Source organism: Enterococcus sp. DIV1682a, assembly GCF_051711005.1.
Taxonomy (GTDB): Bacteria; Bacillota; Bacilli; order Lactobacillales; family Enterococcaceae; genus Enterococcus_B; species Enterococcus_B hirae.
Genome location: NZ_JBIOLT010000001.1, coordinates 2,025,136 through 2,037,800, shown reverse-complemented (window position 1 = coordinate 2,037,800; position 12,665 = coordinate 2,025,136). Strand labels below are relative to the sequence as shown.

Here is a 12,665-nt window from a genome sequence, read left to right as displayed (position 1 = left end):
GGAGGAAAAGAGATGGAAAATCGATTACCTGATCCAATTAGGGTCGTCGTATACATGGTCAAGTGGCTATTGATCACATTGTTATTGGGAATCTTTATGGGGAGTTTATCAGCCTTTTTTCTCAATAGTTTAACATGGGTTACTAATATACGCCTTGCTTCACCCTGGTTGTTGTTCCTTTTACCAGTAAGTGGTGGAATTTTTGCTTTTTTATATAGTAAGTACGGAGGAAATTCTGGTAGAGGAAATAACTTAGTGATTGATCAAGGAAATGGTGGGGAAGAAAAAATTCCTTTACGCCTGATTCCTTTAACGTTATTTGGAACGATTACCACCCATTTATTTGGTGGTTCTGTCGGACGAGAAGGAACAGCTGTGCAAATGGGAGGCGCTTTAGCAGAAAATTTAGCTCGTCTCTTTCGGTTAAATAAAGTAGAACGGGAGTTATTGGTGATCAGCGGGATCAGTGCTGGTTTTAGTTCCGTTTTTGGTACGCCTCTGGCTGGAACACTATTTGGGTTAGAAGTTTTAGCAATTGGAAAAGTTAGAACAGAAGCCTTATTTCCAAGTTTTTTTGCAGCACTGTTTGCTAACTTTGTGACTGAAAGCTTTGGGGTGAAACATATCCATTACCCTATGGGGACGATTCCAAGTTGGGATGTATCTCTTTTCTTTAAATTATTCGTTGCAGGCATTGCTTTTGGTCTTATTGGTTGGGTATTTAGTCGTTCGATCGTTTTTTTGAAAACTTGGTATGCCAAAAGAATGGCTAGTCCAGTTCTACGTAATTTTATTGGCGGAGCTGTGGTCGTCATCGCAGCGCTCTTATTGCAAACCCAAAGATATTTGGGGCTCAGTTTGCCTTTGTTAACTGATGCCTTTAATGGTACCGCCCATTTCTATGATTTTCTTGGAAAGCTTGGATTTACTGTCTTTTCTTTAGGTGCTGGTTATCAAGGTGGAGAGGTAACTCCTTTATTTGAAATCGGAGCGACATTAGGTGCTGCTCTAGCACCAATCTTACATGTGTCCATTCCTTTTTTAGCAGCCTTGGGATTCATTGGCGTCTTTTCAGGAGCAACAAATACACCCATTGCTTGTTTTGTTATGGGAATCGAATTGTTCGGTGGACAAGCAGCCAGTTATTTCTTTATGATCTGTCTGGTGAGCTTCATGTGTTCTGGTAATAGTGGAATTTATTCAGCACAAAAAGTAGTAGTGAAAAAGGGAATTCTTTTCCTGCCAATGATGGGAAGTCAGAAACAGTCTGAGCGATCTAAGGGGAGAAAGAAAACACGAAAATAATTGTTGCAAAAGGAAAGATTACAAAAAGTAAAAGGCATTTGGGGGGCACCCAAATGCCTTATTTAAATAAAGATGCTCAAAGCTGCGAATAATACGGTAAATAGCACGATTAAGCCACCAACGATCAAGTGTCTTTTTTTGTGCAGAACCAAGATGGCGATATATTCTCGCAAAAATGCATTCGGCAAGTAGTAAAAGGCAGTTTTCGCTCCGATTCCATCCGCTTTTAAACCAGCTTGCTTTGCATAAAGACCTGCACGGAAGATGTGGTAATTATTAGAAGTGAAAATCGCTCGATATGGCCCACCAGTTTGTTGATCCATGAGTTCTTTAGAAAAACGCATATTTTCTAAAGTTGTCTTTGAATTGGCTTCCACCAAGATATCTCTCTCAGGAATGCCTTTAGCTAAAGCATATTGCTTCATCGCAATTGCTTCCGGCACTTTTTCATCTGATCCTTGACCACCAGACATCAATAGAATAGGCGGGTTCAAGGTTGCTTTACTTTGTGCCCAATAAAAGGCGATCGCTTTGTCGATTCTTTTTGCTAAAAGAGGGGATACCGTTTCGCCATTGAGTAGACCAGCCCCTAAAACGATAATGTAATTTTGGTTGTATCGTGGACGGTTGAACTGATACAAAAAAGAAACGGTTATAAAGTTATAGAAAACCACAAAAAGATAAAACAGAATCAATGGGACAGCCGTGAATAATACATTGAACCATTGTGGGAAATATTGGATAAAGAAGATTTGAAATATAGTATATAACGTCAAAAAGATTGCTAATAATAAAGTTAAGAGATTGGCTAATGAGCGAGATTCTCTTTTTAAAACTAATAACCCGTTCCAAAATAAAAAGACGATCAAAATGTAAACGCCAAATAACAAGATCAACAAAACGGGGATAGCAATTATTGCAAATAAACCACCAATAAAAATATTTTGTGTTTCAAGCAGCAAGGTGACTAAGTAGCCACCAAAACTAATTAAAAAGAAATTGAACAATACCCCGTTCAATAGTTTGCGTTTTTCAGTAAAATAGGAGAATGCAAAAATACTGAAAAAAACAAGTGGGATCAAAAAGTAAAAGGTGGAATAAAAAATTTCCAAAACAATGAAGTAAGTGACCATCATCATAAATGTCCAAGATCCACAATAAAAGAACAGAGCAGGATCACTTTGACGACGGCGCCAATAAAGAATACCGGTAAACCCTAAAACATAGAGAACCAAGAAAGTCAGGTCTCTTGTCAAATTCATAGAATTAACTCCTTTCGTTTAATGAACACGAAATAAAACGTGTTTTGTTTAGGTTGATACCAATTTACGCAAAAACGATTGATTGAAAGATAAAATCAATAAAATTGACACAACCTTTACTATTATAGCTAAAATTAGAAAAAAAAGCTGTTCTGAAAAATTAAAAACTAAAAAAAGGAAAACTTGAGGCATGTAGCAGGGATTGTTAGATAAAAGTACACCTCCTAAGTTAGACAATGACATTCTGACTTAAGAGGTGTACTTAAAATTCTACGTTCTACTTGTTGGTATTTTAGCTGGATTAGAACAAATTACTAAAAAAATCAGTAACATGTCGCCAACCAATCACAAAGATATTTGCTTTTTCAACTGATTTAGCAGTAATAATATCTGTGGTTGGTTCTTTATTGTCTTCCAAATAGCCCAGTGAATCATCGGCTAAGGTAATCGTTGCTGTCCCTACCTTCATACCTTTATTGACGGGGGCTGCTACTTGATCATTCGTTACGACTTTTTTATCAAGGGTAGGAGTAATTTTTAATTTACCAGTATCCATACCATTTCTTACCCAAACTTTTACAGGATTTTTTAAGGCAACTGCTACTGAAGTTTCTTTGCCATCTTTCACTGCTAAGTTTTTTAAATCTGGAATACTTGCATTGGACTTTCCAAGTTCTTTAATTGACCAATTATCATAGCAGTAATCCATTAAACGTCCGGTTTCGTTGAAGCGGGCACTTGGATTTGTAGCATGGTCATCGGCATTTAAAACAACCGTAATGACTCGTCTACCATCTTTATTGATCGTTCCAACAAAACAAGCACCAGCAAATTCAGTTGTACCAGTTTTTAAACCATCTACGCCTTCTTTGTAGTTAACAAACCCAGAAAGCATCCAATTCCAATTCACCATTTCGACAGGTGACTGAGTCCCTTCGCCGAATGTTTCATTAGTAGTATTTGTCACTTTTAATACCTCAGGGAAATCTAAGATCAAGTGTCTGGCAACGATCGCAACATCTTTGGCTGACATTTGGTTTTCTTCTGTTTCCGAGGTACCTTCAGGACGATTCTCACCGAGATAGGAATTATTTAATCCAGAGGCGTTCACAATCGTTGCGTCGTTAATACCCCAATCTTTTAATTGTTTTTTCATCAATTCAAGAAACTTTGTTTCACTGCCAGCTATTTTTTCGGCTAAAGCTACCATTGAGGCGTTAGCAGATTGAATAAAGGCTGAATCAAAAAGTTCTTTGACCGTATAGCTGTTCTCTTTGTGCAACGGTACGTTTGACAAGTCAGGAACAACGCTCAATTTTTCAGCATAATCTGAAATTGGCACTTTTTCATCCCAAGTCAGTTTTCCTTCTTTTACTTGATCAAGAACGATATAAAGACCAATTATTTTGGTGATTGAAGCAATTCCCATTGGTTTTTCTCCATCTTGATCATAAAGGATCTTACCACTCTCTGCATCAACAGCAAAAGCGGCTTTTGCATTGACTTTGAATGATTCGTCAGCGTGAACTGCTGTGATTGGTAAAATCGCAGTGAGGCACAAGATCAAACTTGTTAATAACATGAACAATCGTAATTTTTTTTGAGGCATTTATTTTCTCCTTGTTTTCTAATAGTTTTCCTATAAATTAAAATTTTATCAAAGAGATAGAGTAGTTTCAATATTTCTGATAAAAACATAATAAAAGATATTTATAGAAAAAGGAGAAAAGTGGTTACTTCTCTTGATCTTTGCTACGAATTTTTACCGGTTGCACTTCTGGCTCATTCAATCGAGAAGCAACAAAAATAGTAACAGCAGTTAGGGTTAATAAACTGAAGATCATGAATATGTGCATGTAATCACCTCATTCATTTATTTTCTATTAGTATAGCAAAAAGAATTGAATTTCTTTTTAAGAAATGAAAGGAATGATTGAGTAAAGTATGAAATAATTATGAAATTAATTAAATAAAACAAAAATAGAAATAAGTCGTTTTATTAAAATTCGTTTTATTATCTCGAAAAAATTTGTTGTGGTAGACTTTACTTATAGTAAAGGAATGACTTTTTTTAGGAGGGATACGATTATGACAAAAATGGCGAAAGAATTATTGTCACAGCTGACTTCAGAAGGTGCTACAGGCCCATTCGTCACGATTATGTTGAACACCCATGTCGCACATCAAGATGTAGAAAAAGATCAAATCAAGTTCAAAAATTTTGCGAAAGAAGCAAAAAAACGGTTTGAAAAAAAATATGCTGAACATGACTGGTCCTTGTTCCAAGAAAAAATCACTAGTTTGTTAGAAGATGCTTCATTTTGGCGAAGCGCTACAACAAGCGTGGCTGTCATCTTATCTCCAGAACATACGTATATCCATCGCTTAGGTATTCCTGTAGATGACCAATATTATGTGAGTGATCTGCCATATCTTCTAGCGATTATCAAAAATAGTCACTTTAACTACGCTTATTATCTACTAGGATTGAATCGTGATTCAATGAAGTTGTACGAAGTAAACAATAAGCAGGTAACTGAAGTAAAATTACCGGAAGATGCACCGAAAGATGTAGTAACAGCTTTAGGTTCTGAGTTAACAGGTGGCGGATTAAACTATACTTCAAATGGTAGTGAGGGAGCTACGTTTCATGGTGTCAATCCAAAAGATGAGGAAGTAGAGATCGACTGGGTCAATTATTATCAAGCAGTTGATGATTATCTTAAGGATACCTTTGACAATCCTGAAAAACGCCCAATTTATCTCTTTGCGTTACCGGAAAACCAAACGATGTTCAAAAAAATTGCTAAAAATCCGTACTATTGTTCTGATGTGGCGATCTCTGCCTCACCTGCACAATTATCGTTAAAAGAAATCGAAGCAGGAGCTAAAAAACTTTCTGAGGAATTAGCTGCGAAAGAAGCAGAAGGGTATAATCGTTTGTTAGATAAAAAATTTATCGATCAACTAGTGGATATCGTTCCAGCTGCTAAAGAAGGGAAAATTTCTCACTTGTTTATTGCTACGTCTAACTTAGTGGATGGATTTGGAGAAGATCCAGAAACAGAGTATGACCGCCGTCAAGTTTTAAATGAGTTGGCAGATAATGTCATCATGAACGGAGGACAAGTAGTCATTCTTGAACAAAAAGAGGCGCCAGATGAGAAAAGTTTAGTAGCAATCCTTCGTTACTAATAGAGTGCCATGAGATTTTGCATTTTGAATAAAGAAATGATAGAACAAGACTGGGGAAATTTTTTTTCCTCAGTTTTTTTTATAGTAAAAAAATAAAAAGTAGAAAAAATTAATTCAACTGGTGTTATTTTACTATCAACTATCGTTCTTAAGGGGAATCTTATCAAAAAAAATCGTTAGAGAAAGTCTGAATTATAAGGAAACGATTCCATATTTGTTAGGACGGAATACAGAGATATCACTCTTTTTCTCGTTTTTGTCAGAAAACACCAGATGAAAAGGAAAAAAAGAAGGGAAAATAGTGGCTATTTTGTAACCGATATGATATATTAAGAGTGTAGTTTTTGTTCGGTAATCTGTGGCATGTTTCAAATAAACATCTTCCAGATATACACCATTCAAGTAATTGCAAAATATGTGTTGAAACACAAGGAGGATTTTTATTATGGAAACAGGTACAGTAAAATGGTTTAACTCAGAAAAAGGTTTTGGATTCATTACAGCAGAAAACGGTAACGATGTATTCGTTCATTTCTCAGCTATCCAAGGCGACGGATTCAAAACTCTTGAAGAAGGTCAAACAGTAAACTTTGACGTTGAAGAAGGTCAACGTGGCCCTCAAGCAACTAACGTTGTTAAAGCTTAATTAATTGATTTGAATAAAAGCTCGATAACTACTTTGTAGTTGTCGAGCTTTTTTGTTTTGGATCAATCACAAAGTTAAATACGTTCTTCAGATAAGTGGAGTTGATTCTGTATCAACAGATAGTTGAGTAATCAGCCGGCAGTTAAGGTGATCAGATGATTTAGAAAGTAAAGCAATAATATAAAGGTTTTTTTCATAAATGGAAAGAGAGATTAAGAAATTTTCTGGTGATTGTAGTATAATCGCAAGAGAACATTTAAAGGCAAGAGAAGAGGAAGTAAATTTGAAATCAAAAACTTATGCAGTTGTCGATATTGAAACGACTGGGACAAATCCAAAAGAAGATCGCATTATCCAATTTGGATGTGTCATGATTGAAGGTGGTCGAATCACTTCTCGTTTTTCGATTGATATTAATCCCGGACGCAAGATTTCCAAACAAATCCAACATCTGACAGGAATTACCAATCGTCGTGTCCAACAAGCACCTTATTTTGAAGATGTGGCCGCAACCATCTATAATCTGTTGGCGGATACGATTTTTGTTGCTCATAATATTTATTTTGATTATAACTTTCTTAATCAGGAGCTATTAAGGTGCCAAACACCGGGATTAAAGATTCCTGGCATCGATACTGTTGAATTAGCTCAAATCTTCTTGCCAAGTGAGCCAAGCTTTCGATTGGCTGATCTGTCAGAGAGTCTAGGCTTTATTCATGAAAACCCACACCAAGCTGATAGTGATGCCGAAGTGACTGCCCAACTTCTTCTATTGATTGAAGAACGGATGCGCCGTTTACCGTTAGTCACATTAGAAGCCATTTATGCATTAAGTGGGCAAACTGGAATGGATACAAGTCGATTTATTCAAAGTGTGATGGAAGAGATGAGAGAACAACCTCAGCCGTTAAACGAAGAATTAGAGATAATCGATGGGTTAGCTTTGCAAAAAAAAGAAGTAGATCTTTATACCAGCATTCATTACAACGAGCAAGTTTATCCTAGAAAGAAACAAGCTAAAGAAAAGATATTTGGGAAAACATTGATGTATCGTAAGGAACAAAATCGCTTGATGAATGCAGTATACGACCATTTTACCAAAGATGAGTCCAAAGATTTGATGATTGAAGCCGCTACTGGAATGGGAAAAACGATCGGGTATCTACTCCCCCTCAGCTATTTAGCCACTCCTGAAAAGCCGGCGATCATCAGTACTGTCTCACTGGTACTCCAGCAGCAGATCTTGGAGAAAGATATCCCACTGTTAAATCAATTGTTGGATCAGCCGATTCAAGCAACAGTGATTAAAAGTTATCGCCATTATATCGATTTGCAAAGGTTCAAAGCGACCCTTGAAGCGCCAAAAGAACAAAAACAATATTTACTTTACCAAATGGCAATCCTTGTTTGGTTGACTCAAACGAAAACCGGTGATTTAGACGAATTGCATTTGACCAACTTGAATCATCTTCTCTTTAGTGAGATTGCCCATCGGGGGACTTCATTTTTAGCTAAAAATCAACCGTTTTATGCACAAGATTTTGTTCGTTTTTTAGAGAGAAAGATCCAGCAAAGCAATTTTTTGATTGTGAATCATGCTTTTTTAGTCCAAGAAACCCAAAGAAAGCGACCATTGTTACCAGAGAGTCCATATTTATTGATCGATGAGGCGCATCATTTGCCTGATATTGCAGAGAAAGTCAATGATCGCCGCTTAAGTATTGCGTATTTTTTCAAACAAATCCAACAGTTTAACGAATCGGATCATTTGTTTGACCGGATCAAAGCGTATTTACCAGAAAACCACGAAGTTCAACGTTGGTTAGAGATTTACCAAGAGGAGTTAAACGCACTTAACGAAGCGCAAATTTTTCTGGCAGAAGGACTGAATCAATTTGCGGCAAAGCAAACAAACGGTCAGTATCCAGAAGAAATGATGGTTACTCAAGAAATGCTTTCGCAGTTACCCTTTGAGTCGAGCCTTGCAATTGACCATCTCCATGTGTTTTATCGTGAAATCAAACAACTACAAGACCAAATGCGCTTAAGTTTGACAATCATTCAAGAAAGTTGGACGAAACAAATGCGCATTGATTTAGCCACTCTTTATCAATTATTCGATCAAATGGAAAAGCAAGCAACTTTGATGGAACAGTGGCTGGAAGATTGGCATGAAAATTTGATCCATTGGTTTGTTCCCAATAAAACGGCGCAACAAACGATTTTTCATCTTCACGATTTCAAGGCAGCCTCACTGAAAAGAACAGTTTGGTATCCGCGCTACACGCATATTTTATATATTGGCGGCACGCTTAAAGTGGGACCTAATCGTCAGTATCTTGCGAAACGTTTAGGAATTGAAGGTACACCATTAAAAGTGATCGCATCTCCTTATGATTACGAAAAACAAGCCCGTATCTATGTACCCAAAGAAGCACCGTCAATTAGTCAAGTTGATCAGCAACAATACGTGGACTATTTGTCTCATACGTTGTCTCAATTGATCTTACAAGAAAAGCGGCCAATCTTGGTTTTGTTTACGTCACATGATATTTTACAAAAAGTTTATCAGACGATTCATTTATCCATGTTAGAGCAAGGACGGGAAATCTTAGCCCAAGGGATCGGCGGTAGCCGACAGAAATTGTTGAAACGATTCATGCTGTCTGAAATGAGTGTTTTATTTGGAGCTGATAGTTTTTGGGAAGGTGTGGATTTACCGGGGGATGCTTTACAGATTGTCGTGGTTACCCGCTTACCTTTTGACAATCCGTTACGACCGATGGTAAAGGCAAGGAATACCTATCTTGAATCAGAAGGAATCAACCCATTCTATCAAGAATCGATCCCTAAAGCTGCTTTAAAATTGAGACAAGCCTTAGGAAGATTGATTCGTGGTGAAGAAGATCGAGGCGTTTTATTGATTCTGGATCGTCGATTACTGTCTGCGAAATACAGTAATCGGATCTTGCAGGCCTTACCGAAGAATATTACGATCAAAGAAGAAACATTGGACGATATTTGCAAAGATATCCCAAAATTCTTAAAGAAAAACGAAGAATAAACTTCTTCAGACAATCTATTTTCGCATGAAAAATCTGCTATAATAAAACTTAGCGAATATAAAAGGAGCGACGATCCTTGAAGAAACAATCAAAACAAAAGCAAGAATCTCCGAAAGAAAAAACAATTAATCATGTATTACTAGGGTTGATTATCGCTTTATTAGCGATCATCGTATTTAGTTCGATTTTTTATTTACGTGCGAGCCGCCCAAGGATGCAAGCCAAACAAGAAGCAATTGAGATTGCTAAAAAATACGCAGGACTTGAAGAAGCAGATCACTTTTATTGGTTTACTCGGAATCATACTTACTTTTCTTTGACTGGTAAAAACGATAAAGGGCAAGAAATTGCGGTCATTATTCCTAAATCGGGCGAAAAGGTCAAAGTATTAGCTCAAAAAGATGGGATAACTGAACAAGAAGCAAAAGAAAAAATTGCTCAAGCTCATCCGGAAGTCCAAATCGAAAAAGCTTCACTAGGAATGTACGATAATCAAGCTGTCTGGGAAGTTGTTGGAAAAAATTCAAAGGATCAATTCAATTATTATTTGCTTTCTTTCGAGTCAGGGAAAGAAATAAAAACGATCACTGGAATATAATTTGTAAAGGATGAGTAGGATGAAGCTGTCAAAAAGAGTACAACAATTAGAACCTTCTGTGACACTTGCTGCAGCAGCAAAAGCAAAAGCTTTGAAAGCACAAGGAAAAGATATCTTAAGTCTAACGGTCGGAGAACCTGACTTTGCAACGCCCGAAAATATCCAAGAAGTGGCGGTTCAGGCAATTAGAAACGGCAAAGCAAGTTACTATACGCCGAGCGCAGGGATTCCTGAACTACGCCAAGCAATTGTCGATTATATCAAGGAGTACTATGGGATCACCTATGAACCTTCTCAAACAATTGTAACGGATGGTGCAAAATTTGCGTTATATGCCCTTTTTCAGACGATTTTAGATCCTGAAGATGAAGTGATCATCCCAGTACCTTATTGGGTAAGTTATGGAGAGCAAGTAAAATTAGCAGAAGGTCGACCGGTATTTGTTAAAGGCGAGGAAAACAATGGATTTAAAATAACTGTTTCCCAGCTAGAAGCATCACGAACCCCTAAAACGAAAGCATTGATCATCAATTCTCCTTCGAATCCGACAGGAATGATCTATGATCAAAAAGAGCTGCAAGCAATCGGAGAGTGGGCTGTCAAACATGATATTTTGATAGTTGCAGATGATATTTATGGACGTTTAGTTTATAATGGCAATGAGTTTACTCCAATTGCAACAATCTCTGAAGCTATTCGTAAGCAAACGATCATCATCAATGGGGTCTCAAAAACTTATGCAATGACGGGATGGAGAATCGGCTATGCTTTGGGGAACCAAGAAATCATCGATGGGATGATTGCAATTGCTTCTCAATCAACAAGTAATTCAACAGCAGTCAGTCAATATGCTGCGATTGAAGCGTTGACTGGTGAGCAAGATCCAGTGGAAGAAATGCGCGTGGCATTTGAAGAACGCCTAAATATCTTATATCCACTTGTTTCAAACTTACCTGGAGTGACACTTAATAAACCACAAGGTGCTTTTTATTTGTTTCCGAATGTAAAAGAAACGTTGGCTATGTGCGGTTATGAGAATGTCACGAAGTGGGTAGAAGATCTATTAGAGGAAACGGGTGTTGCTTTAGTAACTGGTGAAGGGTTTGGTGCGCCAGAAAATGTGCGATTAAGTTATGCAACGGATCTTGGAACTTTGGAAGAAGCAGTCCGACGTATTGCGCAATTTATTGAGAGTAAAAGTCAAATATAATCCTAATAATTAAGGTAGAGCGAAGGAGAGTCATAAGTGGAAACAATTCAAATCATTGATTCGAAAAATCATGTAGGAGAAACAGTAAAGATTGGCGCTTGGGTAGCAAATAAACGTTCAAGCGGAAAAATTGCTTTTCTACAACTAAGAGATGGAACGGCTTATTTTCAAGGAGTAGTTGTGAAAAGTGAAGTTCCAGAAGAAGTATTTCAATTAGCGAAAAATCTTCACCAAGAAACATCAATCATCTTGACCGGAGAAATCCGTGAAGATAGCCGTTCAAAATTCGGCTACGAAATCGGGATTAAGACAATCGAAGTTGTCAGTGAAAGTCATGATTATCCCATCACACCTAAAGAACATGGAACTGATTTTTTGATGGATCACCGTCATTTATGGTTACGTTCTTCCAGACAACATGCAATCATGCAAATCAGAAATGAAATTATTCGTGCAACATATGAGTTCTTTAATAACCATAACTTTGTCAAAATCGATCCTCCAATTTTAACTGGTTCTGCACCAGAAGGAACGACTGACTTATTTGAAACGAACTATTTTGACCAAAAAGCGTACTTATCACAAAGTGGTCAATTATATATGGAAGCTGCAGCGATGGCTTTTGGTAAAGTATTCTCCTTTGGTCCAACATTCCGTGCAGAAAAATCAAAAACACGTCGTCATTTGATCGAATTTTGGATGATTGAACCTGAGATGGCATTTACACATCAAGAAGAAAGTCTAGAGGTCCAAGAACAATATGTTGCTTTCTTAGTACAAAATGTATTGGATCACTGTGGTTACGCATTAGATGTCTTGGAACGAGACAAAGAAGTATTGAAAACTTATACGAAGTTACCATTCCCACGTATCTCTTATGATGATGCGATTGAATTATTGAAGAAAAATGGGTTTGATGATATTGAGTGGGGCGATGATTTTGGTTCTCCGCATGAGACATTCATTGCCAATTCATTTGAACAACCCGTATTTATCTTGAATTATCCAAAAGCAATCAAACCTTTCTATATGAAACCACATCCAACTCGTGAAGATGTAGTGATCTGTGCTGATATGATCGCACCAGAAGGATACGGTGAAATCATTGGTGGTAGTGAACGGGCAACGGATTATGAATTCTTATTAGAACAGATCAAAAATCATGGTTTAGACGAAAATGAATATTCTTGGTATCTTGATTTGCGTAAATATGGTTCAGTGCCACATTCTGGATTTGGATTGGGCTTAGAGCGAACAGTTACTTGGATCGCAGGTATCGACCATGTGCGTGAAGCAATTCCATTCCCACGTTTGTTGAACCGTATCTATCCATAAAAATGAAATAGCTGGTTCAACCACAAAAAACTGCAGAAAGTGGCCTCTT

At 37.3% G+C, this 12,665-nt stretch carries 10 protein-coding genes; 7 read left to right on the top strand and 3 right to left on the bottom strand.

The annotated features are described in order from the left end of the window. The first annotated feature begins 12 nt into the window (after positions 1–12). A complete protein-coding gene (locus tag IGJ23_RS09320) occupies positions 13–1,305 on the top strand; it encodes a voltage-gated chloride channel family protein (RefSeq protein ID WP_438774881.1) in 1,293 nt (430 codons plus the stop codon). A 62-nt stretch (positions 1,306–1,367) separates the two neighbouring features. Here IGJ23_RS09320 and IGJ23_RS09315 read toward each other — a convergent pair whose 3' ends face one another. From IGJ23_RS09315 to IGJ23_RS09305, 3 genes are all read right to left on the bottom strand, one after another. Further along, entirely contained in the window at positions 1,368–2,567 is a 1,200-nt protein-coding gene (locus tag IGJ23_RS09315; RefSeq protein ID WP_010718504.1) for a YdcF family protein, read from the bottom strand. A 301-nt stretch (positions 2,568–2,868) separates the two neighbouring features. Continuing rightward, complete coding sequence (locus tag IGJ23_RS09310) at positions 2,869–4,176, bottom strand: serine hydrolase (RefSeq protein ID WP_063627372.1); 1,308 nt, start codon at positions 4,174–4,176, stop codon at positions 2,869–2,871. Positions 4,177–4,300: 124 nt separating this feature from the next. Then, positions 4,301–4,423 (bottom strand): hypothetical protein, encoded by a 123-nt coding sequence (locus IGJ23_RS09305; protein WP_010718502.1) that lies wholly within the window; start codon positions 4,421–4,423, stop codon positions 4,301–4,303. 232 nt (positions 4,424–4,655) lie between these two features. Here IGJ23_RS09305 and IGJ23_RS09300 point away from each other — a divergent pair, with 232 nt between their 5' ends. The 6 genes from IGJ23_RS09300 to asnS all read left to right on the top strand — a co-directional run bounded on the left by IGJ23_RS09300 (position 4,656) and on the right by asnS (position 12,616). Beyond that, positions 4,656–5,762, top strand: coding sequence for a baeRF6 domain-containing protein (locus IGJ23_RS09300; RefSeq protein WP_010737935.1), 1,107 nt, complete (start codon positions 4,656–4,658; stop codon positions 5,760–5,762). A 445-nt stretch (positions 5,763–6,207) separates the two neighbouring features. Then, a complete protein-coding gene (locus tag IGJ23_RS09295) occupies positions 6,208–6,408 on the top strand; it encodes a cold-shock protein (RefSeq protein WP_005875554.1) in 201 nt (66 codons plus the stop codon). Positions 6,409–6,691: 283 nt separating this feature from the next. Further along, positions 6,692–9,472, top strand: a complete 2,781-nt coding sequence (locus IGJ23_RS09290) for a helicase C-terminal domain-containing protein (protein ID WP_197725882.1) — start codon at positions 6,692–6,694, stop codon at positions 9,470–9,472. A 77-nt stretch (positions 9,473–9,549) separates the two neighbouring features. Further along, positions 9,550–10,071: a cell wall elongation regulator TseB-like domain-containing protein gene (locus tag IGJ23_RS09285; protein WP_010718499.1), complete on the top strand. Its 522-nt coding sequence runs from the start codon at positions 9,550–9,552 to the stop codon at positions 10,069–10,071. 19 nt (positions 10,072–10,090) lie between these two features. Then, positions 10,091–11,281, top strand: a complete 1,191-nt coding sequence (locus tag IGJ23_RS09280) for a pyridoxal phosphate-dependent aminotransferase (protein WP_034700871.1) — start codon at positions 10,091–10,093, stop codon at positions 11,279–11,281. A 36-nt stretch (positions 11,282–11,317) separates the two neighbouring features. Further along, on the top strand, positions 11,318–12,616 hold the full coding sequence (gene asnS, locus IGJ23_RS09275) for an asparagine--tRNA ligase (RefSeq protein ID WP_207413637.1): 1,299 nt from the start codon (positions 11,318–11,320) through the stop codon (positions 12,614–12,616). Positions 12,617–12,665: the final 49 nt, after the last annotated feature.

Bases quoted from the DNA above. Each gene is read 5' to 3' on its own strand.
- IGJ23_RS09320 (WP_438774881.1), top strand. From the start codon at position 13: ATGGAAAATCGATTACCTGATCCAATTAGGGTCGTCGTATACATGGTC.
- IGJ23_RS09315 (WP_010718504.1), bottom strand. From the start codon at position 2,567: ATGAATTTGACAAGAGACCTGACTTTCTTGGTTCTCTATGTTTTAGGG.
- IGJ23_RS09310 (WP_063627372.1), bottom strand. From the start codon at position 4,176: ATGCCTCAAAAAAAATTACGATTGTTCATGTTATTAACAAGTTTGATC.
- IGJ23_RS09305 (WP_010718502.1), bottom strand. From the start codon at position 4,423: ATGCACATATTCATGATCTTCAGTTTATTAACCCTAACTGCTGTTACT.
- IGJ23_RS09300 (WP_010737935.1), top strand. From the start codon at position 4,656: ATGACAAAAATGGCGAAAGAATTATTGTCACAGCTGACTTCAGAAGGT.
- IGJ23_RS09295 (WP_005875554.1), top strand. From the start codon at position 6,208: ATGGAAACAGGTACAGTAAAATGGTTTAACTCAGAAAAAGGTTTTGGA.
- IGJ23_RS09280 (WP_034700871.1), top strand. From the start codon at position 10,091: ATGAAGCTGTCAAAAAGAGTACAACAATTAGAACCTTCTGTGACACTT.